The sequence below is a fragment of the Kribbella sp. VKM Ac-2568 genome, assembly GCF_004345365.1.
GTDB lineage: Bacteria > Actinomycetota > Actinomycetes > Propionibacteriales > Kribbellaceae > Kribbella > Kribbella orskensis.
This window is the reverse complement of the sequence record NZ_SLVF01000004.1, coordinates 649,926-675,176: the sequence shown is the minus strand read 5'-3', so window position 1 is coordinate 675,176 and position 25,251 is coordinate 649,926. Positions and strand designations below refer to the sequence as shown.

General features: G+C 68.9%; 26 protein-coding genes. 14 read left to right on the top strand and 12 right to left on the bottom strand.

Going from position 1 to position 25,251, the window contains the following annotated elements:
* Positions 1 to 321 precede the first annotated feature (321 nt).
* Positions 322 to 1,062, top strand: coding sequence for a phosphotransferase (locus EV648_RS14455; RefSeq protein ID WP_132290450.1), 741 nt, complete (start codon positions 322 to 324; stop codon positions 1,060 to 1,062).
* A gap of 195 nt (positions 1,063 to 1,257) precedes the next feature.
* Positions 1,258 to 2,088 (top strand): LLM class F420-dependent oxidoreductase, encoded by an 831-nt coding sequence (locus tag EV648_RS14450; RefSeq protein WP_132290447.1) that lies wholly within the window; start codon positions 1,258 to 1,260, stop codon positions 2,086 to 2,088.
* An 8-nt stretch (positions 2,089 to 2,096) separates the two neighbouring features.
* Here EV648_RS14450 and EV648_RS14445 read toward each other — a convergent pair whose 3' ends face one another.
* Positions 2,097 to 2,546 (bottom strand): cupin domain-containing protein, encoded by a 450-nt coding sequence (locus EV648_RS14445; protein ID WP_132290444.1) that lies wholly within the window; start codon positions 2,544 to 2,546, stop codon positions 2,097 to 2,099.
* A 55-nt stretch (positions 2,547 to 2,601) separates the two neighbouring features.
* On the opposite strand from EV648_RS14445, the gene EV648_RS14440 reads away from it, so the two are divergent.
* The 4 genes from EV648_RS14440 (at position 2,602) to EV648_RS14425 (ending at position 5,737) form a co-directional block, all read left to right on the top strand.
* Positions 2,602 to 3,213: a hypothetical protein gene (locus EV648_RS14440; RefSeq protein ID WP_132290441.1), complete on the top strand. Its 612-nt coding sequence runs from the start codon at positions 2,602 to 2,604 to the stop codon at positions 3,211 to 3,213.
* 27 nt (positions 3,214 to 3,240) lie between these two features.
* Entirely contained in the window at positions 3,241 to 3,591 is a 351-nt protein-coding gene (locus EV648_RS14435) for a VOC family protein (RefSeq protein WP_132290438.1), read from the top strand.
* Positions 3,592 to 3,814: 223 nt separating this feature from the next.
* Complete coding sequence (locus EV648_RS14430) at positions 3,815 to 4,576, top strand: peptidylprolyl isomerase (RefSeq protein ID WP_132290435.1); 762 nt, start codon at positions 3,815 to 3,817, stop codon at positions 4,574 to 4,576.
* 84 nt (positions 4,577 to 4,660) lie between these two features.
* Entirely contained in the window at positions 4,661 to 5,737 is a 1,077-nt protein-coding gene (locus EV648_RS14425) for a serine/threonine-protein kinase (RefSeq protein WP_241995148.1), read from the top strand.
* Between the two features lie 47 nt (positions 5,738 to 5,784).
* Here the strand turns inward: EV648_RS14425 and EV648_RS14420 are convergent, their stop codons facing one another.
* Positions 5,785 to 7,863 carry a VWA domain-containing protein gene (locus tag EV648_RS14420; protein WP_241995146.1) on the bottom strand — a complete coding sequence of 693 codons (2,079 nt, stop codon included), beginning with the start codon at positions 7,861 to 7,863 and terminating at the stop codon, positions 5,785 to 5,787.
* A 145-nt stretch (positions 7,864 to 8,008) separates the two neighbouring features.
* On the opposite strand from EV648_RS14420, the gene EV648_RS14415 reads away from it, so the two are divergent.
* The 6 genes from EV648_RS14415 to EV648_RS14390 all read left to right on the top strand — a co-directional run bounded on the left by EV648_RS14415 (position 8,009) and on the right by EV648_RS14390 (position 13,747).
* Positions 8,009 to 8,530 carry a DNA-binding protein gene (locus EV648_RS14415; protein ID WP_132290429.1) on the top strand — a complete coding sequence of 174 codons (522 nt, stop codon included), beginning with the start codon at positions 8,009 to 8,011 and terminating at the stop codon, positions 8,528 to 8,530.
* A gap of 180 nt (positions 8,531 to 8,710) precedes the next feature.
* The gene (locus EV648_RS14410) at positions 8,711 to 9,583 is read left to right on the top strand and encodes an ABC transporter substrate-binding protein (RefSeq protein ID WP_132290426.1); all 873 of its coding nucleotides are present in this window, start codon (positions 8,711 to 8,713) and stop codon (positions 9,581 to 9,583) included.
* Positions 9,583 to 10,335, top strand: a complete 753-nt coding sequence (locus tag EV648_RS14405) for an amino acid ABC transporter permease (protein ID WP_132290423.1) — start codon at positions 9,583 to 9,585, stop codon at positions 10,333 to 10,335. Before EV648_RS14410 ends, EV648_RS14405 begins: the two co-directional genes overlap by 1 nt.
* Positions 10,319 to 11,086, top strand: a complete 768-nt coding sequence (locus EV648_RS14400) for an amino acid ABC transporter ATP-binding protein (RefSeq protein WP_132290420.1) — start codon at positions 10,319 to 10,321, stop codon at positions 11,084 to 11,086. Before EV648_RS14405 ends, EV648_RS14400 begins: the two co-directional genes overlap by 17 nt.
* Before the next feature lie 137 nt (positions 11,087 to 11,223).
* Positions 11,224 to 11,967 (top strand): polysaccharide deacetylase family protein, encoded by a 744-nt coding sequence (locus tag EV648_RS14395; RefSeq protein WP_132290417.1) that lies wholly within the window; start codon positions 11,224 to 11,226, stop codon positions 11,965 to 11,967.
* A 160-nt stretch (positions 11,968 to 12,127) separates the two neighbouring features.
* The gene (locus EV648_RS14390) at positions 12,128 to 13,747 is read left to right on the top strand and encodes a DUF222 domain-containing protein (RefSeq protein ID WP_132290414.1); all 1,620 of its coding nucleotides are present in this window, start codon (positions 12,128 to 12,130) and stop codon (positions 13,745 to 13,747) included.
* 13 nt (positions 13,748 to 13,760) lie between these two features.
* Here EV648_RS14390 and EV648_RS14385 read toward each other — a convergent pair whose 3' ends face one another.
* The 8 genes from EV648_RS14385 to EV648_RS14350 all read right to left on the bottom strand — a co-directional run bounded on the left by EV648_RS14385 (position 13,761) and on the right by EV648_RS14350 (position 21,053).
* The gene (locus EV648_RS14385; RefSeq protein ID WP_132290411.1) at positions 13,761 to 14,552 is read right to left on the bottom strand and encodes an HAD-IIA family hydrolase; all 792 of its coding nucleotides are present in this window, start codon (positions 14,550 to 14,552) and stop codon (positions 13,761 to 13,763) included.
* Positions 14,553 to 14,632: 80 nt separating this feature from the next.
* Entirely contained in the window at positions 14,633 to 15,295 is a 663-nt protein-coding gene (gene rpe, locus EV648_RS14380; protein ID WP_132290408.1) for a ribulose-phosphate 3-epimerase, read from the bottom strand.
* Between the two features lie 13 nt (positions 15,296 to 15,308).
* A complete protein-coding gene (locus tag EV648_RS14375) occupies positions 15,309 to 16,040 on the bottom strand; it encodes a cobalt-precorrin-6A reductase (protein ID WP_132290405.1) in 732 nt (243 codons plus the stop codon).
* A 1-nt stretch (position 16,041) separates the two neighbouring features.
* A complete protein-coding gene (gene cobM / locus EV648_RS14370) occupies positions 16,042 to 16,782 on the bottom strand; it encodes a precorrin-4 C(11)-methyltransferase (RefSeq protein WP_132290402.1) in 741 nt (246 codons plus the stop codon).
* A complete protein-coding gene (gene cbiE / locus EV648_RS14365) occupies positions 16,779 to 18,032 on the bottom strand; it encodes a precorrin-6y C5,15-methyltransferase (decarboxylating) subunit CbiE (protein ID WP_132290399.1) in 1,254 nt (417 codons plus the stop codon). Before cbiE ends, cobM begins: the two co-directional genes overlap by 4 nt.
* Positions 18,025 to 18,426: a TIGR03618 family F420-dependent PPOX class oxidoreductase gene (locus tag EV648_RS14360; RefSeq protein ID WP_132290396.1), complete on the bottom strand. Its 402-nt coding sequence runs from the start codon at positions 18,424 to 18,426 to the stop codon at positions 18,025 to 18,027. Before EV648_RS14360 ends, cbiE begins: the two co-directional genes overlap by 8 nt.
* Positions 18,427 to 18,540: 114 nt before the next feature.
* A complete protein-coding gene (locus tag EV648_RS14355) occupies positions 18,541 to 20,139 on the bottom strand; it encodes an ABC transporter permease (RefSeq protein ID WP_132290393.1) in 1,599 nt (532 codons plus the stop codon).
* The gene (locus EV648_RS14350; protein WP_132290390.1) at positions 20,136 to 21,053 is read right to left on the bottom strand and encodes an ABC transporter ATP-binding protein; all 918 of its coding nucleotides are present in this window, start codon (positions 21,051 to 21,053) and stop codon (positions 20,136 to 20,138) included. The genes EV648_RS14355 and EV648_RS14350 overlap by 4 nt, the downstream gene beginning before the upstream one ends.
* A 97-nt stretch (positions 21,054 to 21,150) precedes the next feature.
* Between EV648_RS14350 and EV648_RS14345 the strand changes: the two genes are divergently transcribed.
* Positions 21,151 to 21,666, top strand: a complete 516-nt coding sequence (locus tag EV648_RS14345; protein WP_132290387.1) for a GbsR/MarR family transcriptional regulator — start codon at positions 21,151 to 21,153, stop codon at positions 21,664 to 21,666.
* Between the two features lie 28 nt (positions 21,667 to 21,694).
* Here the strand turns inward: EV648_RS14345 and EV648_RS14340 are convergent, their stop codons facing one another.
* Both EV648_RS14340 and EV648_RS14335 read right to left on the bottom strand, forming a co-directional pair.
* Positions 21,695 to 23,563, bottom strand: coding sequence for an alpha/beta fold hydrolase (locus EV648_RS14340; RefSeq protein ID WP_132290384.1), 1,869 nt, complete (start codon positions 23,561 to 23,563; stop codon positions 21,695 to 21,697).
* A 103-nt stretch (positions 23,564 to 23,666) separates the two neighbouring features.
* A complete protein-coding gene (locus EV648_RS14335; protein ID WP_132290381.1) occupies positions 23,667 to 24,359 on the bottom strand; it encodes an NBR1-Ig-like domain-containing protein in 693 nt (230 codons plus the stop codon).
* Between the two features lie 158 nt (positions 24,360 to 24,517).
* Here EV648_RS14335 and EV648_RS14330 point away from each other — a divergent pair, with 158 nt between their 5' ends.
* Positions 24,518 to 25,213, top strand: a complete 696-nt coding sequence (locus tag EV648_RS14330; RefSeq protein ID WP_132290378.1) for a CHAP domain-containing protein — start codon at positions 24,518 to 24,520, stop codon at positions 25,211 to 25,213.
* Positions 25,214 to 25,251: the final 38 nt, after the last annotated feature.

Sequence of the window (25,251 nt, the reverse complement as noted above, 5' to 3'; positions counted from 1 at the left end):
TTTCGAGGGGTTGGGAACGCCTGGTCGCTGCCGAGTGTAAGCCCGCCAGGTTCATACCACCCGACTGGATGGTCTTGTCCGGTCCCGACACTCGGAACCGTCCCCTGCGGTACGGTTACACTGTTCGTACGACGCCGTGGCGCCCCGTGAGGTTGGCTCCGCGAAGGCTTGCCCGGCTCGTTCTCCGCAATCTTTGCGCAATCTTTTCCTCCCCCTTCACGCAATCTTTTCGTTCGCGCGATCGGGCACACTTCTGCGCAGCTCGCGCCCTACTCCCAGCTTGCCTGCAGCCCTCAAAAAACCGTCCTGAAAGGTTGAGCAATGAACGAGATCGCCCTCCCCGGAGGCCACGTCGGCGGCGCTGTCCGCGTGGGCGACACGGTGCGCCGCGGGACCGGACCGTGGACCCCGGCTGTGCACGGGCTGCTGAACCACCTGGCCGCCGAGGGCCTGCCCGGCGTACCGCGGGTGCTCGGGTTCGACGACCGGGACCGGGAGATCCTCGACTACCTGCCGGGCGAGGTGTACGGGCCGGAAGTGCCGGACGACGTGCTCGTCGACGCGATGCGCTGGCTGCGCCGGTACCACCAGGTCGTCGCGGCGTACCGGCCCGAGGGTCACCTGGTCTGGCGGACCAGCCAGGGTGAGCTCGGACCGGACGAGATCATCTGCATGCACGACTTCGGCTACTACAACTGGATCGGCACCGACACCGGGTTCAGCGGGGTGATCGACTGGGACATGGCCGGGCCGGGAGTCCCGCTCGACGACATCGCCTTCACCGCGTGGAACACGGCCCCGCTCGCGATGCCCGGCGACCCGGCGTACCAGGCGCGGCGGGTGACACTGATGGCCGAGGCGTACGACGGCGGCATCACGCCGCTGCAGATCCTCGAAGGCGCGCCCCTGCGGGCACTGCGGTCGGCCCGGGTGATCCGCGCCGGCCAGGAGGCGGGCGATCCCGGCATGCTCAACCTCGCCAAGGTCGGCGAACCACAGAACAGCATCACCCGCTCAGCCGACCTCCACCGCCGCATCCCGGAAATCGCCGCCCATCTCTGACCGTCCAGCCCGAGCTGCTTGCGGGCCTGGCAGGGAGGCGGGTTCACTACTTGTCTCCGCAACGATCGTTGACGCCGCGGCATGGGCGTCAGCGATGCTTGCTCCTGTCGCCCGTCCCGGCCGCCCCGGCAGGAATGGGAGGCACTCCGCCCGCAGTTGCCATTTGGTGAGTGGAATCGAGGAGAGGAGTACGACGTGGCGGTCGATCTGGGACGGTTCGGTGTCTGGCACCAGGCGCACAAATGGGGTCCTGAGCTCGCCGCGGGGGTCGAGCAGGCCGGGTACGGCGCGATCTGGCTGGGCGCCTCCCCGACGGCTGACCTGCGCGATGCCGAGGTGCTGCTCGCGTCGACGACCTCGGCCGTGGTCGGCACGAGCATCGTGAACATGTGGAAGGACGACGCGACCGCCGTGGCCGAGTCGTATCATCGGCTGGAGTCGGAGCACCCCGGGCGGTTCGTGCTCGGCGTCGGCATCGGGCACCCCGAACGTAACCGCGAGTACAAGTCGCCGTACGAGACGATCGTCGACTACCTGGACGTGCTCGACGAGGCGAAGGTCCCGACCGATCGGCGGATGCTGGCGGCGCTCGGCCCGCGGGTGCTGAAGTTGTCGGCTGCCCGGACAGCCGGCGCGCTACCGTACCTGACCACCCCGGAGCACACGCGGCAGGCGCGGGAGACGCTGGGTTCGGGTGTGCTGCTCGCGCCGGAGCAGAAGGTGGTGCTCGAGACCGACGAGGAGATCGCCCGCTCGGTGGCGCGCGACTACCTCGCGTCGTACCTGCAGCTGAGCAACTACACGAGCAACCTGAAGCGCCTCGGGTACAGCGACCACGACATCGCGGACGGCGGGAGCGACGACCTGGTCGACGCGCTCGTGCTGCACGGGACCGCGGTCGAGATCGCCGAGGGGCTGAACGCGCACCTCGAGGCCGGCGCCGACCAGGTCGTCATCCAGCAACTCGGCAAGGAAGGGCCGGATCTCCTGCCCGGCTACGAGGCTCTCGCCACGGTCCTCGGCTAGGGCCTCACCTACTGCAAGGTGAAGTCGGCGAAGTCGAAGCCGGGCGAGACGATGCAGGAGACCAGCACCGGCTGATCACCTGCCGGTCGCGCCGCCTGCCAAGCACCCGCCGGTACTACGGCCTGCGGGTGCTGGCCGGCTTCGACGTCCGGCCCGAGGGTGATCGGTTCGGCCTCGTCCGGGTCGTCGCCGGTGCCGCCGAGGTCGAGCGTCAACGGACCACCCGAGTGCCACAGCCAGATCTCGGCCGAGCGCACCCGGTGCCAGCGCGACTCCTCCCCCGGCGCCAGCAGGAAGTAGATCGCCGTCGCGCTCGCCCGCGGTCCGTCGTACCCCTCCGGCTGGAAGCTGACCGGCGACCGCCAGGTCTCGCGGAACCAGCCGCCCTCGGGATGCGGCGCCAGGTCCAGGGCCTGTGCCAGCTTCGGTCGTTCCAACTCGCCTACCGGGTCGCTCATGCCACAAACGGTAATGGCCGTGACAGCGGCCGATCGCATTGGGCAGAGTTCGTGCATGAGCGAACCCGAGAGGCCGTCCGAGTACCACCGCAGACTCCCGTACGGCGAACGCGTGTCAGCCGAGCCTTTGCTGGGCGGGCCGTTCTTCCCCTTCGAGGGCGACCTGCAGGTGGTCCCCCTGGACGAGCCTGTGCTTCCCGAACCGCCGCGTGCCGGTGAGCCCGGCGGCAAACCGTGCTTCACCTGCACCAACCCTGAACTGGACGCGATCTGGGGCGACGACCAGTGGCTGCTGAAGGCCGGCTTCCAGCAGAACGGCCTGCCGATGGTCGCCCTGCTGGTCCCCCGCGAGCACTACCGGCTGGACAATCTCCCGCCCGAACTGACCGCCACCCTCGGCCCGATGATCCAGCGCGTCGCCGGCGCGATCCGCCAGATCGAGGGCGTCGGCCGCACCCACTTCAACCGCTGGGGCGACGGCAGCGAGCACTTCCACGTCTGGTTCCTCGCCCGCCCCCTCGGAATGATGCAACTCCGCGGCGCCATGATCGCCGCCTGGGACGACCTCCTCCCACCCGTCCCGCCCGAAGAGTTCCAAGCCAACGCCCGCACCGTCGCCACCGCCCTCTCGGCACAAGGCGGTGTCGCGCTCGGCCTGGGGAAGTGATCGATCCACCGCCGTTACAGTCGGTGGATGATCAACGGAGCGCACGTCATCATCTACAGCCGGGATGCCGAGGCGGACCGGGCGTTCTTCCGCGACGTGCTGGGCTATCCGCACGTCGACGCCGGCCGCGGCTGGCTGACCTTCAAGCTCCCGCCGGCTGAGGTTGCGGTGCATCCGGTGGGCGAGCGGGAGTCGCACGAGCTGTTCCTGATGTGCGACGACCTGGAGCAGACCGTCGCCGACCTGACCTCGCGTGGCGTCGAGTTCGTCCGCTCGCCCGAGGATCAGGGGTGGGGCATCCTCACGTCGATCCGTCTTCCCGGCGGGGGCGAACTCGGCCTCTACCAGCCGCGGCACCAGACGGCGTACGACCTCTGATGCCCTGACCTCGACCGTCGCCCTGCGGAATCCGCAGCCGGGCCCACCTCGGGCGGCACTGCGACCAAGGAGGGCCTGACGTTCACCTGGCCCGGCGTACCGGCCGGCGCCGTTCGCCTTCCCGGCGGGCAAGACACCCGTTAGCGTGACGCTGCCGAAGAACCGTGACCTGCGGATCTTCGCGCTGGCCCCGGCTGATCCCGAACGCCCCAGAAGGAGAATCATGAGAGCCACTAGCGTCATCGCCTGCGCGACACTGACCGTCGCAGGCCTGCTCGCGACGACCGGTACCGCGCTCGCCCAGCCGACGGCGGATTCGTCGACGGTGGAGTCGTCGACGGTGGAGTCGTCGGCCACCACCAGCGGTCCGTGCGGGTACACCGCGACGCCGGACGACCCGTCGCCGCGCCCGGTCTCGCTGCCGCCCGACCCGACCCCGACGCCGAGCAAGGGCATCGTGAAGGTCATGGTCGCCACGAACCAGGGACCGATGCTGCTGTCGCTGGACCGGGCCAAGGCGCCCTGCACGGTGCAGAGCTTCCTGCACCTGGCGAAGAGCCGCTTCTACGACTTCACCACCTGCCACCGGCTGACGCTCTACCCGACGCTGAAGGTGCTGCAGTGCGGTGACCCGACCGGTACGGGCGAGCGCGGCCCGGGCTACTCGTACAAAGACGAACTGCCGACCGATCTGCCGAACTGGCCGACCGACCCGACCGGCGCGAGCAAGGTCTACGCCCGCGGCACCCTGGCGATGGCCAACGCCGGCCCGGATACCAACGGCAGCCAGTTCTTCCTGGTCTTCGGCGACTCCCGGCTCCGTCCCGACTACACCATCTTCGGCAGTGTGGACCGCCTCGGCCTCAAGGTCCTGGACCGCGTGGCCGCCGCCGGCATCATCCCGACCGCCGACGACCCGGCCCCCGTGGACGGCACCCCGAAGCGCACCACCAACATCCTCATCGCCCGCGCCCTGGGCCACTAGCTCTGTCGAGAACCGCCTGTACTCCGCTGTGCGGGGTGCAGGCGGTTTCTCGTGATGGGACCGCGGGACGGTAGTTTCTGGGCGGTGGAGGCGTTTGCGGGGCGGTACCAGCTGATCGACCTGGTCGGCACCGGTGGCATGGGCTCGGTCTGGCGCGCCTGGGATCTGCGGCGGAAGGCGTACGTCGCCGCCAAGGTCCTCGGGCAGCACGACGCGGCGACGTTGCTGCGGTTCGTCCGGGAGCAATCGCTGCGGATCGACCATCCACACGTGGTCGCGCCGCACGGGTGGGCCGCGGACGACGACAAGGTCGTGTTCGCGATGGACCTCGTGCGCGGCGGCTCCGTCGCCACCCTGCTCGGCGACCACGGTCCACTGCCCGAGTCGTTCGTCGCGGTCCTGCTCGACCAGGTCCTGCACGGGCTGTCCGCGGTACACGCCGCCGGCATCGTGCACCGCGACCTGAAGCCGGCCAACCTGTTGCTCGACGCCACTGGTACCGGGCGGCCGCACCTCCGCCTCTCCGACTTCGGCGTCGCCGGCCTGCTCGACGAGCCACGCATGACCCGTCACAGCTCGGTCCTCGGCACCCCCGGCTACATCGCCCCCGAACAGCTCGCTGGCGCCGACCCCGACCCCCGCCAGGACCTCTACACCGTCGGTGCCGTCGCCGCCGAACTCCTCACTGGAGTACGTCCGGACCTCAACGGGACCCTCCCCACCGGCGAAGGCGCCCTGTGGGATCTCATCCGCACCCTCACCGATCCCTCGCCCACGGCCCGCCCGACCTCCGCCGCCGAAGCCGGCCGCCTCCTCGCCCAAACCACGCTTCTCCCACCCCCGGGTGCGGCCCCCTGGGCCCACCACCCCGATCCCCCCGAGGTCTTCGACCAACTCCCGCCTCTCCCACCCGCCTGGACCCCCACCGGTCCAGCCCCCAAGGCCCCCGCCCCCTCACAGCCACGCCCATCGCAGCCGTCGTCACCGCCATCGCGGCCGTCGTCCCCGCAGCCACTGGCCGGCTCATCCACCGCCCTGGCGACCGCAACCAGCAGCAACCCCAGCCCCAGCCGGAGCAAGCCCCTCCTCTGGACCGCAGTCGGCAGCCTCACCGGCGCCGTCGCGCTCCTTGCTACCGCCACCTGGCTCTTCCTACGCTGACCCGACAACAGCAGGCCCGGACCGCTCAAGGCGATCCGGGCCCTTACTCAACGCGGGGCTGGGCCTTGCTGCGGGTTCTGCGGTGGTCCCTGGTTCGGATAGTTGGGCTGGTTGGGGTGGTTCGGCTGGTTGGGGTGCTGCCATCCGGGCTGCTGGGGGTACGGGCCCGGCTGGGGGTACGAGGCCGGGTGGGCTGTGGCCACGGCTTTCTTGTTCCGAAGGCGGAGGACCGCCCAGGCGCCGAGCAGGGCCAAGAGGACGCCACCGCCGCCAAGACCGGCGATCAGGCCGACGGGAGTGCCATCATCGGAGGAACTGCTGCCGCTGTCCTGAACCGGACCGCCCGCCTCGGTCTTGTCCCCGGAGGGCTTGTCGGACGGCTCGTCGGTCGGAGTCGCACTCGGGGTCACCGAGTCACCCGAGACCGGCGTCGCGCCATCGACGTACTCCGGCTTGCCAGCGCCGGCCGTCCCCTGCAGTCCAACGGTCAGCGTCATCGGCATGGCGAAGGGCTGCGGCGCCTGCGTCTTCTTGCTGAGCGAGACCAGCACGTAGTACTCACCGGGCTGCGACGTCCCCGTGTTGTAGCTGTTGGCGCCGGTGCGGTTGAGGTAGCGGATCTCCTTGCTGACGACTCCGTGGACTGTGCCCCTGCTGGTCAGCGCGACCTTCTTGTACGCGCCGCCGGGCGCGCCCTTCGCGAAGGTCGCGAACACCTCGTCACCGGTCGGCGAGATCAGATTGACGTCGAGGTAACGGATACCGTCGAAGGCCTTCCCCAGTGCCGCCCCCATCTGCGGCACGCTGACCTGGGCCTGCAGTCGCTGCCCCCAGTCGACCTTCACCTTGTAGAGCTGTACCTCGCCAGGCATCAGGGTCGTCCGGTAGCTGCCCGGGCTCAGCAGCGGCGCATCGGGAAAGCTCGAACCAGGCACGATCTCGCGAGGTGTCGAACCCGGCATCGACTTCCAGGTCGGCTCCTCGGCCTCGTCGGGCAGACCGGTCGTGGTGCTGACCGGCGGCTCCTCGTCGATCCGCAGCTCGAACGGTGTGGCCACCAGTTGCTTGTCGCCATGGGACACGGTCAGCACGAGCTGGTCCGCCGTGGCGCACTCGTCCTGCGTCTCCTTCCAGCTCGAAGCCACCCCGGTCGCGAGCCCCTCGTCACTGCCGTAGTTGTGCGGATAGCTCCAGCCACAGTCGTCGCCCTCGATCGTCGAAAGCTGGGTCTTGGACTCGACCACATCGCTACCACCGGCAGGATTCCGGAAGCTGACACCGGCACGCAGGGTCGAGCCGGCGATCGTCCGCTTGACCAGGTAGTACTTCGCGACCTTCTCGGCGCCGAACTTGTCGGAGTAGAGGCCCGGGGCAAGCACCGGGGCACCCTCCTGCTGCGGCCCGCCCTCGACCGGAGTACCGGAGAGGCGGAAGGGGCGGAAGGCGCGGGTGGACAGCCGGTCCAGGCCGGCCTCGAGGTCGATCGTGGAGTCGGCGTCGTAGTAGTCGCCGCGGCCCTCCCGGGCAACGCACTGCAACTGACTACGGGCCTTGGCGCCGACGCGGAATCCGACGACGTCGATCTTCAGGTCGATGCCCTGCTTGGCGATCGACCGGGCCACCTCGCAGGGCTCGGGCGCGCAGGTCGCCTCACCATCGGAGACCAGCACGATGGTGCGCTGGCCGCTCGGACCGAGATCCTTGGCGGCCTGCTGCAGGGAGTATCCGATCGGAGTCTCGCCGTACGGCTTGTACTTGGAGATCGCCGACAGCAACTGCGGGCGGTTGCCGGTACCGATCGGCACGGTCAACTGGGTGTCCGTGCAGGCGCCGGGCTGGCTGCGCTTGAAGACGGTCGCGCCGTAGACGCGGAGACCGACCTGGGAGGCCTCCGGCAACTTGTTCACCACGCGGGTCAGCGCCGTACGGGCCGCGACGATCTTGGTCTGACCGTCACCGGCCGGCTCCTTCATCGACCCGGACGAGTCCAGCACCATCACCAGCTTGCCGTTGTCCCCCGGCTCGGGATCGGCCTGCGCGGGGCCGATCGACAGACCGGCCAGCAGCACGGCGGCAAGCAGCGTCAGGGCCGCGGGGCGGCGGTACCCCTGCGTTCGGATCATCATTTCCTCCAGTGGATTCGCTATCGCAACCTTTGCAGTTTGCTATCGCGAATGTCAAGCAGGTTCGGAGCTGGAATTTGCGGTTCGCACCTGCGAAGATGATCGAGCGGGCGCCGAGGGGGAGCCTGCCACAAGGAGGGTGGCAACCGTGGACCAGACCGAGCACAACCTGCAGCAGCAAACCGAGCTGTACGGCGAGCCGCTGGGGGTCCTGATGCGGCGGATCGGCGGCACCCTGGGGCTGACCCAGGCCCGGCTCGCGGAGGCGATCGGCCTGTCCGCGCCGATGCTGTCGCAACTGATGAGCGCGCAGCGGGTGAAGATCGGCAACCCCGCGGTCGTGCAGCGTCTGCACTCGCTCGACGAACTGGTCGCCCGGGTGGTCGAGGAGGGCCTGGAGGATCTCCAGATCGCCGCCGAGCTCGACGAGATCCGCGGCAGCACCGGCGCCTTCACCAAGTCGGTGCCGACGGCAAGCATCACCCGGCCGGCCGCGCGCGCCGTGGTACGGGAGATCCAGGATCTGTTCCGGTCGGTCGCGTCGGCGGACGAGATCCAGCGGGCCGCGAACCTGATCGTTGCCGACTCCCCCGGTCTGGCCGAGCTGCTGCTCGCTTACGGTGCGGGACGGACCGACGACGCCGTGGCACATTACGAACGCCACCACTGAACCGGGCGTGATCTGAAGCACACAAGGGCATTCGGGCTCTTATATACCACGCTGCGAGTGGACATTGCGGTCTCGTCTCATCCCGCGTGACAGCGGAATGAGCCGCCGCACGACGGCGTTAGCGTCCTCGGGTGGGTCAACCCCACAGCCCCGACATCCCCTGTTCTGAAGGAGACACCCGTGCGCGCCATCAGCGCCTTCCGCCGGTTCGCCGCTCTCGGTACGGCCGTCACCCTGGCCGTCGCCCTCGCGGCCTGCGGCAGCGACGACAAGTCCGCTGCCTCGGGACCCGACCTGGGCCTGATGCAGTCCGGCACCCTGCGGATCGGCACGCTCACCGACGCGCCGCCGAACGTCTACGTCAAGGACGGCAAGTTCACCGGCTTCGACAACGACCTGATCACCGCGGTCGCCGCGAAGCTGAACCTCAAGCCGGAGTTCGTCGGCACCGACTTCTCCGCCCTGCTCTCGCAGGTGAACGGCGGTCAGTACGACCTCGGCAGCTCCTCCATCACCGTCACCGAGGCGCGCAAGAAGACCGTTGCGTTCAGCAACGGCTACGACTTCGGCTACCTCGGTCTGAACACCACCAAGACCTCCGGCATCGCCTCCTTCGACCAGCTGAACGGCAAGCGGGTCGTCGTGGTGCAGGGCACCGTGCAGGACGACTACGCCACCCAGAAGAACCTCGACCCGGTGCGGGTGCCGAACTACAACGCCGCGCTCGGCCAGCTCAAGGCCGGTACCGCGGACGCGTGGGTCTCACCCGCCGAGATCGGCGAGAAGATGGCCAAGGAGCAGGGCGGTGGCACAGTGATCCTGGCCGCCAAGGAGCTCAGCGACGCCCCGATGGCCTTCGCCGTGGCCAAGAACAACGACAAGCTCCGCGAGGCCGTGAACAAGGCGCTCGACGACGTGATCGCCGACGGCACCTGGACCAAGCTGGTCGAGCAGTACTACCCGGGCCGCGCGGTACCGGCGAACTTCAAGCCCGGTAGCGGCTCCGTGAAGTTCACCACCCCGACGGCCCCGGCCACTCCCGCGGCTGGCTGATGGACATCTGGTCCACCCTCTCGGACACCTTTCTCGACTGGGAGTCGATGAAGGCGGTCCTGCCGGAGATGCTCAAGGTAGGACTGGTCAACACCCTCATCCTCGCCGCCGCCTCGGTCGTCCTGGGCACCGTGCTCGGCATGGTCGTGGCGGTGATGGGGCTGTCCCGCCGCCGCTGGCTGCGCTGGCCGGCGAAGATCTACACCGACATCTTCCGCGGCCTGCCGGCGATCCTGACGATCCTCCTGATCGGCCAGGGCCTGTCGCCGATCACCCGGCACTGGTGGGGTCCGAACCCGTACCCGTTGGGCATCCTGGCGCTGTCCCTGATCGCGGCCGCCTACATCGGCGAGATCTTCCGCTCCGGCATCCAGAGCGTGGAGAAGGGCCAGTTGGAGGCCGCGCGGGCACTCGGCTTCACCTACACCTCCGGCATGTGGCTGATCGTCATCCCGCAGGGCGTACGGCGAGTCCTGCCCGCGCTGGTGAATCAATTCATCGCGCTGGTGAAGGAGTCGAGCCTGGTCTACTTCCTCGGGCTGCTCGCCAGCCAGCGGGAGCTGTTCCGGATCGGCCAGGACGCGGCGGCGACGAACGGCAACCTCTCGCCGTTGCTGCTGGCCGGGATCTTCTACCTGATCATCACGGTGCCACTGACGCACCTGGTCAACTACTTCGACAAGCGGCTCCGCGAGGGTCGTCCCACCGCCGAACTCGAGGTCGAGGAGCTCGTCCATGCCGACCATCGCTGACACCGCGCCCGCCGACACCACCTTCCGGGCGGCGAGCCTGGAGCTGTCCGGGATCGAGCTCGCCTTCGGGACCAACAAGGTACTGCGGGGCGTGGACCTCGTCGTACCGGCGGGGAGGACAGCATGCGTGATCGGGCCGTCCGGGTCCGGCAAGTCGACGTTGCTCCGCGCCACCAACCGGCTCCTCGAACCCGACGCGGGCGACATCCGGCTCGGTGGCGAGTCGGTACTGCGAAGCAACCCGGACGAGCTGCGCCGGCGGATCGGCATGGTGTTCCAGCACTTCAACCTGTTCCCGCACAAGACCGTGCTCGAGAACATCACGCTGCCGCTGCGCAAGATCAAGAAGCTGACTCCCGAGGGTGCGGTCGCGGCGGCCCGGATCCAGCTCGAGCTGGTCGGACTCCGCGAGAAGGAGTCGGCGCGGCCCGGCAACCTTTCCGGGGGCCAGCAGCAACGGGTCGCGATCGCCCGGGCGCTGGCGATGAAGCCCGAGGTGATGCTGTTCGACGAGGCCACCTCAGCACTCGACCCCGAACTGGTGAAGGGGGTGCTCAGCCTGATGGCCGATCTCGCCTCCGCCGGGATGACGATGATCGTGGTCACGCACGAGATGGGCTTCGCCCGGCAGGTCGCCGACCAGGTCGCCTTCATGGACCGCGGCGTGGTCGTCGAGGCCGGTGCCCCGGACAAGCTGTTCACCGCCGCCGAGTCCCCGCGGCTCCAGCAGTTCCTCTCCCAGGTGCTGTAGTCCGTCGGAGCTTCGGGGATACCGCTCGTGTCCGGTATCCGAAGTTGTTGACGCGACAGCGGCGCGCTCTCTGGCGTTCGACGTACTTCGCGGCGGATGGTGGGAGGTAGTGAGGTCACCTACGTCCGGGGGGACGCATGGTTCGTCGTTCGCCTGCCCGGGGCCGCCTGCCCGCCCGCCCACTCACCCGGCCGACCGTCCGCCCGACTGTTGCCACCACCGTTCTCGGCCTGATCGCGCTGCTGGGGATCTCCGCGTCCTGCACCCCGCAGACCACGGCCAGCCCGGCGCACGCCGCACCCCAAGCGGCGGCGCCGACGAAGTACGTGCTGCTCACCTTCGATGACGGACCTGATGCGAAGTACACCCCGCAGATCCTCGAGATCCTCAAGTCGTACGACGCCAAGGCGACCTTCTTCGAGGTCGGCCAGAACGTGGTGAAGCACCCCGACCTGACCAAGCAGATCCACGAGCAGGGCCACAGCGTGCAGAACCACACCTGGTCGCACCCGGACCTGCGCAAACTCTCCTCGGCGAGCCTGAGGAATCAGGTGGCGAAGACCGACCAGGCGATCCGCGCCCAGACGGGCTACACCCCACGCTGCCTGCGACCTCCGTACGGCGGGGTGAACAAGGTAGTCACCCAACGCACCGACAGCCTCGACAAGGTGATCCGCCTGTGGACCGTCGACTCGCACGACTGGGAACGACCCGGTACGTCGGTGATCGTGAAGCGGGTGCTCGCCGGGGCGAAGGACGGCTCGATAGTCCTGATGCACGACGGCGGCGGCAACCGCACGCAGACCGTCGCCGCGTTACCGATCATCCTCAAGACCTTGCAGGCGAAGGGCTACGGCTTCGCCGCCACCTGGTGCCGCTAGCCGCTTCCACACGGCATTCCATCCCGTGCTGACTGACTACTGATCGTCAGGCATATCCGTTCTCGGCGGACATCGCCTGTGACGTTTCCCGTTGTGGATAAGGGATTTCGGCACTTTCTCGGTTTGCGTGGGTCTCGTCAATAACGGTACTATCGAACGCATGTTCGCCTGTGATGTGACCGAGCTCAGTGCGGCCGAGACGCTCGCCTCGGCCGCACGGCTGCACGAGCAGCGCAACCGAACCGACGTCGAACTACTCGAACTGGCCCTGCACTTCGCCGACCTGCACCCCGACCCCGCCACCGTCCCCGGCCACGAAACCGTCCCCGGGGGCGAGCGAGGCGTCGTCTATGGCGGACCGGGCTGCCCGGCGGTGGCCGAGTTCGCCGTCGCCGAGTTCGGCGCCGTGATCGGCCGCTCCACCGCCTCGGCGGCCGCGTACCTCGGCCAGGCCCTCGCGCTGCGCCACCGGCTCCCCCGGATCCTCGCCCAGGTCCGCTCCGGGCACGCCACCGCCTGGAAAGCATGCACCATCGCCACCGCCTGCCTCACCCTGTCCGAACAAGCCGCCGCGATCGTCGATCACGAACTCGCCGGCATCGTCGACACCGTCACCCCCCACCGGATCGCCAACATCGTCCGCGCCGCCGTCTGGCGAGCCGACCCCGAAGCCGCCCAGGCCGCAGCCGAAACCAACGCCAAACAACGCGGCGTCTGGCCCGGCCGCACCGACGAACACGGCACCACCACCCTCTACATCAAAGCCGCCACCGGCGACATCATCCGCCTCAACACCACCCTCACCCAACTCGCCGACGCCCTCGCCGACCTCGGCGACACCGACCCCCTCGACCAACGCCGCGCCAAAGCCATCGGCCTCCTCACCGACCCAGACCTGACCCGCGAACTCCTCGCCATAGCCCAACACCTCACCGAACCCCCCACCCCGACACCTCAACCCACGGCCCCTGACCAGGTCTCGCCAGACGAGCCGGGCGCGGACGACGAAGCAGACCGTGACGGGCCGCACCCCAGCGAGCCCGCCTTCGACCTGCTCACCGAACCACCACCAGCGCCCGCCCACCGACCCAACAGCAACACCAACCACCACCACACCGGCCCGGGCGAAGCGCCCAGCGCGGGCGAGGCACCCGGCGCGGGGATGGACGCTGCCGCACGCCGCGAACTCGCCCAGAAACTGGCCGCGCTCAAACAACACGCCCACAGCAACCACACCACCGGCGGCACCGGCACCGGCAGCAGGCCGGCCCGGACGACGCTCTACGTGCACATCACCGACCAGACCCTGCTCACCGGCGGCGGCATCACCCGCGTCGAACGCTTCGGCCCCGTCTACGCCGCCCGACTCCAAGAACTCCTCGGCCACGACCAGATCACCCTCAAGCCCGTCATCGACCTGAACAACAAGATCAGCGTCGACGCCTACGAAATCCCCCGCCGCATCCGCGAACACATCAAACTCACCCACCCCGTCGAACAATTCCCCTACGGCACCGCAGAAACCACCCACAACACCGACCTCGACCACATCCAGCCCTACACCTTCAACACCACCGGACCACCAGACCAAACCAGCACCACCAACCTCACCCCGCTACGGCGCTACAGCCACCGGGTCAAAACCCACGGCCACTGGACCGTCGACCGCCTCAACGACGGCGCACTCCAATGGACCACCAAGCACGGCTACAAATTCCGCGTCGACCACACCGGCACCCACCCATCACCAACCAGCCCTGACGATCTGGAGGTTCGGTGAAATGGTGGTGCGATCAGGTCAGAGTGGTGATCAGGGGGACGACGTCGGCGATGGATTCGACGATCCGGGTCGGGCGGTAGGGGAAGCGCTCGACCTCGTGTTCGCCAGTCGAGCCCGAGAGCACCAGCACAGTGCGCAGGCCCGCCTCGAGGCCGCTGATGATGTCGGTGTCCATCCTGTCGCCGATCATCACGCTGGTCTCGGAGTGTGCCTCGATCCGGTTCAGCGCGCTGCGCATCATCAGCGGGTTCGGCTTGCCCACGAAGTACGGCGCGACCCCGGTGGCGCGGGTGATCAGCGCCGCCACGGATCCGGTGGCCGGCAGTGGTCCCTCGGCGGACGGGCCGGTCGGGTCCGGGTTCGTCGCGAGGAACCGCGCGCCGTCCGTGATCAGCCGGATCGCCTTGGTGATCGCCTCGAACGAGTACGTCCGGGTCTCCCCCAGCACCACGTAGTCCGGGTCCCGCTCGGTCAGCACGTACCCGACCTCGTGCAGCGCTGTGGTCAGACCTGCCTCGCCGATCACGTACGCCGTACCGCCGGGGCGCTGATCGTCGAGGAACTGAGCGGTCGCGAGCGCGGAAGTCCAGATCACCTGCTCCGGCACATCGATGCCCCCGGCAAGCAATCTGGCGCGGAGGTCCCGCGGCGTGAAGATCGAGTTGTTCGTCAGCACCAGGAACTTCTTCCCCGACGTCTGCAGCGTTCCGATGAACTCACTGGCCCCAGGAATAGCCCGCTCCTCGTGCACCAGCACGCCATCCATATCCGTCAGCCAGCTCTCAACCCGCTTGTGCTCGCTCATCACCACAACCCCTCGTCGCCGGGCAGTCCCCTAGATCTTGTCAGACCCTCACCCACCACCCCGGCAGAGGCGCAAGAGGGCTACTTGCCGGCGTTGGTGGCTAGGGTGCGGAGGTTTTCGACCATCGTGTTGGGGTCGTCGGCGTTGTAGACCGCCGAGCCGGCGACGAAGACGTTGGCGCCGGCTTCGGCGCACTGCTCGATGGTGTCGGCGGAGATGCCGCCGTCGATCTCGATCCAGATGTCGAGGCCGTGCTTGGCGACGAGGTCGCGGGTGCGGCGGATCTTGGGGACGCAGACGTCGAGGAACTTCTGGCCGCCGAAGCCCGGCTCGACCGTCATGATCAACACCATGTCGAGCTCGGACAGGATGTCCTCGTAGGGCTCGATCGGGGTGGCCGGCTTGAGCGCCATCGCGGCGCGGGCACCCTTGGCGCGGATCTCGCGGGCGGTGCGGATCGGGGCGCGGCATGCCTCGATGTGGAAGGTGACGCTGCTCGCGCCGGCCTCGACGTATCCGGGGGCCCAGCGGTCCGGGTCCTCGATCATCAGGTGGCAGTCGAGCGGCTGGGCGGCGGCCTTGGCGAGCGACTCGACCACCGGCAGGCCGAGCGTCAGGTTCGGCACGAAGTGGTTGTCCATCACGTCGACGTGCAACCAGTCGGCGTTCGAGACCGCTGCCGCGTCCTCGGCCAGCCTGGCGAAATCGGCGGACAGGATGCTGGGTGCGATCTGGATTCCCATAAGGCCTGGGATTCTACCGATGGTCCCGCAGCCACCCGACGACCTGGTCGGCCGACGCCACCATGCGGACCCCTTCCGGCACCGACGGCCGCCTGATCACCACGACCGGGATCCCGACCTCCCGCGCGGCTTCGAGCTTCGCGGCGGTCAGGTCGCCACCACTGTCCTTGGTCACCAGTACGTCGATCCGGTGTCGCCGCAGCAGGTCCAGCTCACCGGCAAGCTCGTACGGCCCGCGGTCGAGGATCAACTCGCACCAGGCGGGCTCTGGCGTCGGTGCATCCACACAGCGCGCGAGCATCCACACCCCTGCGTCGGCGAATGACCCCAGACCCTGCCGCCCGATCGTAAGGAAGGCCCGAGCGCCAAGGGAACGCAGTACGGCGGCAGCCTCCGCAGCCGAGTCCACCCACACCCAGCGGTCGCCCGGCTGCTCACGCCAACCCGGGCGCCGCAGTACGAGCAGTGGAAGGCCGACAGAAGCAGCAGCAGCTACCGCGTGAGCGGTCATCGTTGCAGCGAACGGGTGAGTCGCGTCGACCACCGCGTCCACTGACTCCGCCCGCAGCCAGTCCACCAGCCCAGGGACGCCACCGAAGCCGCCCTTCCGCACAGCACCCTCAGGTAACTGCGCCTCGAGCGTGCGGCCGGCAAGCGACGACACCACCTCGACACCCGGCTCGGCCACCAGCACCGCGGCCACCTGCCGAGCCTCCGCAGTACCGCCAAGCAGCAGAACCTTCATGTCACCTGGAGCGGGTTGTGGAGTACAGGTGGCTGTCCCGGAAGTTCTCGGCGGCCAGCACCTTGCCGACGATGACTACTGCGGTCCGGAGGATGCCGGCCTCGCGAACCTGGGCAGCGATGTCGGCCAGCGTGCCGCGCAGGATCACCTCGTCGTCACGGCTGGCGCGAGCGACTACCGCCACGGGGCAGTCGGCGCCGTAGTTCGGGGTGAGCTCGTCGACGAGCCGTTCGATGTGCTGGACCGCCAGGTGCAGGACGATCGTGCCGCGGCTCGCGCCGAGCGTCGCCAGGTCCTCCCCCGGCGGCATCGCGGTCGCCTGGGCCGCGATGCGCGTGAGGATCACCGTCTGCCCGACCTCCGGCACGGTCAACTCCCGCTTGAGCGAGGCCGCCGCGGCAGCAAACGCCGGTACTCCGGGCGTGACGTCGTAGGGGATCTCCAGCGCATCCAGGCGCCGCATCTGTTCGGCCATGGCGCTGAACACCGCGGGATCGCCCGAATGCAGTCGCGCGACGTCCAGTCCGGCCTCGGTCGCTTTGACCAGTTCGGCCAGGATCTCGTCCAAGTCCAGCCGAGCGGTGTCGACCTTGCGAGCATCCGGTGGGCAGTGCTCGAGGAGTTCCACCGGCACCAGCGCCCCGGCGTACAGGCAGACCGCCGAAGCGGCGATCAGGTCGCGGCCGCGCACCGTGATGAGGTCGGCCGCGCCGGGTCCCGCGCCGATGAAGTGGACGGTCATTTGGTCACGCTCCAGATCGTCACGGGCATGGCGGGACGCCACCCGGTCATACCGCCGACGGGCGACGCGCGCTGCACCGACAGCCGGACCAGATCGCCGCCGAGCTCGGCGTACCACCGGGCGATCAGGGCTTCGGTCTCCAGGGTCACGCCGTTGACGACCAGCCGTCCGCCGGGCTTGAGCGCTTCCCAACAGGTCTCGATCACGCCCGGGATGGTCGCGCCGCCACCGACGAAGACCGCATCCGGCGCTTCGAGGCCGGCGAGCTCAGCCGGCGCAGCGCCGACGACCGTCCGGACTGAGACGCCGAGCGTGGCCGCGTTCCGATCGAGGCGTTTGGCGCGATCCGGGTCGCGCTCGATCGCGACCGCGCGGCAACTGGGGTGATGCCGCAACCATTCGATCGCGATGCTGCCCGCCCCGCCACCGACGTCCCACAGCAACTGCCCAGGCACCGGCGCCAACCTCGACAGCGTCACCGCCCGTACTTCGCGCTTGGTCAACTGACCGTCGTTCTCGTACGCCGAATCGGGCAACCCGGGCGAGGTGGGCAGCAAGGGCGCGCCCGGATCCGCCTTGCAGAGCACGCCGATCACGTTCAACGCGTCGACCTCGTGGTCCCACTCGTCAGCCCGAGTTCTCCGCACCCGCTGCTGCACCGACCCGAGTTGCTCGAGCACGGTGAACTCGCTCGCGCCATACCCCCGAGCCTTCAGCAACCCAGCCACCTCGCCGGGCGTGTGAGCACCCCAGCTCAGTACTACGAGCCGCCGGCCCGGCTGGATGTGCGGATGGACGAGTTCGAGGGGATGCCCGACCAGGCTGATCACCGCGACCTGGTCCTGCGGCCATCCGAGCCGCGCACACGCCAGCGAGACGCTCGACGGATGCGGAATCACCCGCACAGCATGAGCCCCGAGCAACCGCGTCAACGTGGTCCCGATCCCGTGGAAGGTCGGGTCACCGCTCGCGAGCACACAGATCTGCCGACCCCGATGGGTGGCCAGCAATCCCGGCAACGACTCCGACAACGGAGACGGCCAAGCCACCCGCTCGGCATCGATCTCGGGCATCAGGGCGAGCTGCCGGGCACTCCCCATCAAGACCTCAGCCGACTCCACAACAGCTCGAGCCGCCGGCGCCAACCCGCTCCACCCATCGGCCCCGACGCCCACCACCGTCAGTACCTCGGCAGGCTCGATCTCGGCCTGCGATCCGGAGCCCGGGAGGACGTCTGGGGATTCAGGCATTGCCGAGCACCTTGGTGACGGTGATCTCGATGACCACGCGCTCGGGGTTCTCCCTCGGCTGGCGGTAGCGGTCGGCGTACCGGCGTACTGCGTCGGCCACTCGATCCGGGTTGTCGCTCACCACGGCGCGGCCCTCGAGCGTGGACCACTTCGGGCCGTCGGTCTGGCTGACGGCGACCGCCGCGCCCTCGGCCCCGGCATCGCGGATCTGCCGGGCCTTGTGTGAGTTCCCCGAGCAGATCACCCGCGCGACCCCAGCCGCGAAGTCCACCGTCGCCCCGACCATGACGACGTGCACCGAGCCGTCCTTCCGTACCGTGCTGAGCAGGCACAGATGCCGCTCGGTCCAGAACTGGACGAACTCGCCGGACCGGTCCTTCAGAGGCTGCTGCACCCGACGATGGTAGTCAGCGACCCGCCCGGTGAGATGCCGGGCGGGTCGCTTGGTGGTGTGTCCCGAACCACCACCATGGCGCCGGACCCCTCAGACCGGCGACCGTCAGGATGGTCAGCCGACGTCTCGGCGCCGGAAGCCGGTGAAGCCGGCGGCCAGCAGCAGCGCGGCGATCGCGGAGACCAAGATCACCGGCGTGGCCGAGAAGTCGCCGCCGGGGAGGCGCGGAGTGTGGGCGTACGGCGAGACGTTCATCAACCCCTGCGGGAGGTCGAAGATCGGGCCGAACTGGCCGATCAGGAGGAACGCGCCGAACAGGACCCAGGCGGCGGTGACCAGCTTCGGGGCGAAGCCGAAGAGGATGACCACGAGTCCCGTCACGACCCAGATCGCGGGCAGTTGCACGGCGGCCGCCGCCAGCATGCGCGGCACCTGCCGACCCATGTTGCCGAGCGACGCACCGCTCGAGATGCCTGAGCCGAGACCACCGACGAGCACCAGGACCGCAGTACCGAGGAGCGCCATCAGCACGTGGCTCGCCATCCACTGGACTCGCGTGACACCTGTCGCCAGCAGTGGTTCGGCTCGCAGCGCGGTCTCCTCGGAGCGGAGCCGCAGCGCCGCCTGGATGCCGAAGGCGGAGGCGAGCAGGCCGAGCATCCCCATCTCCGCGGACAGGAACGCGTCGGTGATGCCGTTCACGCCGCCGAGCTTCTCCACCAGTTCCTTGGCGCTGTCGCTGCTGACGAATCCGTCGACGTTACTGGCGATGTTGCCCACGATGAAGCCGAGCAGCAGGAACGCGAATCCCCAGGCATACAGCGATCCCCGCTGCAGCCGCCAAGCCAGCGCGAGCGGCGAGCGCAGCGAGGGCGAAGCCGTGGCAGGACCCGGACGCGGCCGCACGAGACCGGCGCCGACATCCCGCCGCCGCACCAACGCGAAGGCCGCGGCAACGAGAACCACCATCAGCGCAAGCGGAAGCAGTGCCACGATCCAGCGGTCCCCGGCGAACGGGCGGATCTGCTGGGCCCACCCGATCGGCGACAACCACGAGATCCAGCGCGCACCGCCGTCGGACGCGGAGTCACCCAGCGCCCGCAGTACATAGGACACACCGAGCACGACGGCGGTCAGGCCGTTCGCGGTCCGGGCACCCTCGGTGAGCTGGGCGGTCACCGCGCCCACGCCGGCGAAGGTGAGACCGGCCGCGGCCCAGGTCAGACCGAAGGCGAAGGATCCGGAGGCCGGCAGGCCGGTCCCGATCAGGCTCAACGCGGTCAGCAGACCCATCACGATCACCGTGCCGGCCGACACGATCAGCGCGGCGGTCAGCGAGGCGTAGCGGCCGAGCACGCCGGCGCTGAGCAGTTCCAGCCGTCCCGACTCCTCCTCACCGCGGGTGTGGCGGACCACCACGATCGCGGCGAGCAGAGCCACCAGCAGCGCACCGAACGAGGTCAGCTTGAACAGCGAAACCTCACCGAGCGAGGTGGGATCGAAGATCCGGCCATAGAGGGAGACCAGCGCGGGCGACGAGTTCGTCGTGTTGGCGGCCTCCACCCGAGACGCCACGTCCGGGTAGAGGTCGATCGACGCCTTCGCGGAGCCTGCCGCCATCGAGACGAACACAACGATCCATACGGGCAGCATGATCCGGTCGCGGCGCAACGCGAGCCGCACCAGGGTCGCAGTACCGGCGAAGTCCTTCATCGGGTCGCCGCCAGAGGCTCTGCTGCGACCGTGTCGTCCTCGTAGTGCCGCAGGAACAGTTCCTCGAGCGTCGGGGGCTGCGCCACCAGGCTCTTGATGCCGCTGGCGGCCAACTGCTTCATCAGCGCGTCCAGCTGGGCCGTGTCGACCTCGCACCGCACCCGGTTGCCTTCGATTTCGAGGCTGTGGACACCCGGCAGGTTGGCGATGCCGTTCGGAGCAGCGGCGAGCTCGGCCTGAATCGAAGTCCGGGTCAGGTGCCGCAGGTCGGCCAGGGTCCCGGTCTCGACCACCTTGCCGCGACGGATGATGCTGATCCGGTCGCAGAGGGCCTCGACCTCGGACAGGATGTGGCTCGACAACAGCACCGTGCGGTCGCGGTGCCGCTCCTCCTCGATGAACTGCCGGAACACCTCCTCCATCAACGGGTCCAGGCCGGAGGTCGGCTCGTCCAGGATCAGCAGTTCCACATCGGAGGCGAGCGCCGCGACCAGGGCGACCTTCTGCCGGTTGCCCTTGGAGTAGGTGCGGCCCTTCTTCGTCGGGTCGAGGTCGAAGCGACGCAGCAGGTCGTCCCGCTTCTTCGGGTCCAGCCCGCCGCGGAGCCGGCCGAGCAGGTCGATCACCTCGCCGCCGGTCAGATTCGGCCACAGGTTCACGTCACCGGGGACATAGGCCAGCCGGCGGTGCAGCTTGGCCGCGTCCTGCCACGGGTCGCCGCCGAGCAGCGACGCTTCGCCCTCGTCCGCCTTCAGCAGACCGAGCAGGACCCGGATGGTCGTGGACTTCCCGGCACCGTTCGGACCGAGGAATCCGTGCACCTCACCGGTCGCGACCTCCAGGTCGAGACCGTCGAGGGCGTGCGTACTGCCGTACGACTTGTGCAGTCCAGAGACCACGATGGCTGATGTCATGATTCATAACGTACACTTCATTCAGAAGATTGTGAATCTTGCTAACACGATTCTCACACCGCAGGTTTTTCGCTGACGCAGAGGAGATGATGGGGCGGTGAGCGCACCCGGACAACGAGACGACGAGGCGGTCCAGCGGTATGCCGAGCAGTTCGGCAACGTGCTGGCCGAGACCGGCTGGCCGCGGATGTCCGCCCGAGCCTTCGCCGCCATCCTGGCCAGCGAGGAAGGCCGTCTCACCGCCGCCGAGCTCTCCGAGCGGCTGAAGGCCAGCCCGGCCGCCATCTCCGGCGCGGTCAACTACCTGATGCAGCTACGGCTGGCCACCCGGGAACGCGAGCCGGGCAGCCGGCGCGACGTCTACGTGGTGCAGGAGGACTTCTGGCACGAGTCCATGATGAGCCAGGACCGGGGCCTGTCCCGCTGGGAGGACATCCTCCAGCAGATGCTGCTGGTGACCCGCCCCGGTACCGCGTCGGACCGCCGGATCCGGGCCACGATCGGCTTCATCGAGTTCATCCAGGAAGAGGTCGAGGGCCTGAGCGAGCGCTGGGTGAAGCGCAAGGCCGAGATCGACGCCCGGCTGGACGAGGAGGACAGCCGAAGGGCCTGATGGCCCCCCGACTGTCGAGTGGAACTAACTAGCGCAGCGAGGTGGCCGCGACCGTGTCCAGCGCCTGCTGGAGCATCGGGTTCGTCCTGGCGCTGCCCGCCTTGGACTTCGGCAGCGGCACCGCCTTGCCGTCCACCGGGCCCTTGACCGGGTAGACCGACAGTTCCTCCGGCAGCGGCGTGGTCCCGCAGACCTGGTCCTTGCCCGGCAGCTCACCGGTGAAGACGAACCTGTCACCGATCGCCTCGGCGCACGACGACGCCGAGCCGACGTACTGGCCGTGCTGGCCCTCGTCGTCGATCGCGACGAACCGGGTGGCCTGCTTGGTGTCGTTGTGAGTCCGCAGCGATCCCTCGTACGCCGTGGCCGGGTCGAGCTCGCCCTGGATGATCAGCATCCGCGGCGATCCCTTCAGATCCAGCTTCCGGTCCTGCGGGGCGTAGTTCCAGAACGCACACATCGGGACGCCGTTCATGTAGCCGAAGAAGCTGTACTTCTTGGCCATCCGGTCGGCTTCGTCGAGGTAGAAGTTGGGGTCCTTGTTCCAGGCGGTGTCGTTGCAGCGGACCGTGGTACCGATCGCGCCCAGGTTCACCGGCTGGTCGCCCGAGGTGGCCGTGGCCGCCTCGGCCCGGGCATCCGCCATCACGTCCTTCAGCGAGTCCACCTTCGCCGCGGCGACAGTGGCCGGCGACGGGGCAGGCGACGCGGCCGCCGAGACGCCGTACCGGGCGCGCAGCGCGGCCAGCGTGTCGTACGCCTGCAGGTTCGGGGCGAGCCGCGCCCAGGCCCGGTCGACGTGCGCGAGCTCGACCTCGCCCGAGTCCGACGGGTCCTTGGTGAACTCGTCGTGCACCAGGATGTCGAGCGTCGCCCGGATGAACCGGGTGTTGCCGTAGATCGCGCTGTAGATCAGGCCGTCGAGGTTGTCACCGCGGACCGAGCTCTCGCCGGCCTTGACCAGCGTGGTCAGCGACGCGCGGATGCCGTTGTAGCGCGCGGTCACCTGGGCCGGCGTCCCGCCGAGACCGGTGATCTGGTCGGCGTGCCGGGCGATCCAGGGGAACAGTTGGGTGTCGCGGCGGCGCTGGCCGGAGAACGGGTCGAAGTTCACGTTGTCCCACTGGGTGTGGGTCCAGTCCATGTTCGAGTCGAGCACGAACCGGCCGACCTTCGACGGGTAGGTGTCGGCGTACCAGCCGCCGAGCCAGGTGCCGTAGCTGTAGCCGATGAAGTTCAGCTGACGGGCCTTGAAGAGGGCCCGGATGAAGTCCATGTCGTACACGGTCTGCTGGCTGCTGACGAACTGGCCGAACTCGGTCGCGGCGCAGGCGTCGGCCTGCAGCTTGGCCTCGGCCACCTCGACCTTGTGGGTCAGCTTGGTCCGCTCCTTGTAGTCCGGCGTCACCGGCAGCGCGTTGAGCGCCTCGGCGGTGGTGATGCACTGCAGCGGGGTACTGGCGCCGAAACCGCGTGGGTCGAAGCCCACCAGGTCGAAGTCGCTGAACAGCTGCGGCTTGTCCACGGCCAGTGCGGCCGAGAGCGAGAGGCCTGCGCCACCCGGGCCACCCGGGTTGGTGGTCATCAGGCCCTTGGAGGTGCCGGTGGCCTGGCTGTAGGCGATGGCGACCTGGACGTCCGGATGCGCGTCCGGGTTGGCCCAGTCCATCGGCACCTTGACCTTGGCGCAGTTGGTGGTGGGCGCCTGTGGGTAGAGCCGCTTGACCGCGGCATCGAACGAGCAGACCGACCAGGTGATCGGCTGGTCGAGGTACCGCTGCGGGATGGAGGGCGTCGGCGGATCCTTCGGAGCGGCCGCCGAGGCCGTGGTGGCGGCCAGCAAGGGAACTACCAAGGCGAGGGCGGCTGCCATCGCGAGCATGCGAGGTTTCGTCACAGTGCAACCCCTGTGTCATTGCAGGCGGACAGGATGCTGCAACCTATGACGCCGGAAGGATCGGCTTCCAGGCCTCAGGCCGACGTCAAGGGCAAACCCGCGACTACAACTCGTAAACAGTGAAGATGGTGCAGTAGACCGGAGGGGACTCCAGTCCCGGGTAATAGAGCCGCCCCGCGTCGTCAGTGATCTTGAAATAGGCGGTCGAGGCCCCTACCTGGGGCGGCGCCTGCAGCCTCATCCGGACCGTCACCACCTCGCCCGGTACGGCGTCCGGAATCCTCGCGCGAGCCGGCGATCGCAACCAGCCGGGGGCACCGGCCGCGCCCTGCCGGGTCAGCCACCGGCCGTGCCAGGGGCGTTCGCCGCTGTTGCGGAGCTCCCAGGTCTTCTCGAACTCCTGGTCCCGGCACACCTGGGTCCCGTCGGGCATGGTCTCCCCCGCGAGCTCGGCCCGGTCCTCCGGATGGTGGTCTGCCGGCACCGACCCGCCCAGCAGGACGGGGTGATGCACCGGATCCCTCCGGCGCAGGTCGCGCATCGACATGTCCTTGCCCGCTCGCACGGCCGCGTCGAGCTCCACCAGTTGGTTGACCAGGGCACTGCCCGCGCCGAAGGAGTCGTCGTACCACTCGATCAGTTCGCGGCTGGGCTTCGTGTGGCCTCGTTCGACCCGGGACAGATGGCCCTTGTCCCAGCCGGACAGGGCCGCCGCGCGGGTCAGCGGCACCCCCGCAGCCTCGCGTAACTCCCGCATCCGGCAGCCGATCACGTACCGCGCCTGTGCTGGCCTCACGGCGAACTCCCCAGCGTTACTCGTTCACTGAGACTACCTGCTGATGGTTACTCGCTTTCGTTGCCCACTGCGACAACACGATGACCCTCTGATTCTCTGGCGAGTAGTGCCAGATCGCCAAGGACCCGCCCCTCTCCGAGCGAAAAGGAACAGACATCATGCGGACCGCCCTTCTCCGTACCGTCGCCAGACTCACCGCCACCACCCTGCTCGGCGGCCTCGCCGTGGCCGGCGGCGCGGCCCTGCCCGCACACGCCGCCACCGGCACCGTCGTCACCGACAGCGGACTCGGAGTGACCATTCGCTCCGGCAACGCGACCAGTTTCAGCGCCGTCGGCACCCAGCCGAACGGCCCCGTCGAGATCGACTGCCAGCTCTACGGCGAACCCGTCACCGGCAAGTACGGCCGCAGCCTGATCTGGGACCACGTGCCCGGCAAGGGCTTCATCTCCGACTCCTACGTCAACACCGGCAGCAGCGGCCTGGTCGCGCCGCTCTGCACCTCCAACCCGCGCGCCGACAAGGCCATCGCCTGGTACGCCGCCCGCAACGGGTCCACCGCGTTCCAGGGCTACTGCGAGATGGCGGCCGAGAACTCCTACGGCAAGACCGCCATCTGGCCCTCGGCCAAAGCGGACTGGAACGACGCCGTGGCCCGCGGGGTCGCCCACCGCGGCGACCTCAACCCGCCCAAGGGAGCCCTCGTCTTCTGGGACCTCGCCGCGCCGTACGGGCACGTCGGGGTCGCCCGTGGTGACGGCTACTTCTGGGCCACCAGCGTCGGCGGCAAGATCGGCCTGGCCAAACTCCCGTACTTCTCCAGCTACCTCGGCTGGGCCTGGCCGAACTTCTGATCCCCATCAGCCCTAGGCACGGGGGCTGATGAACACAG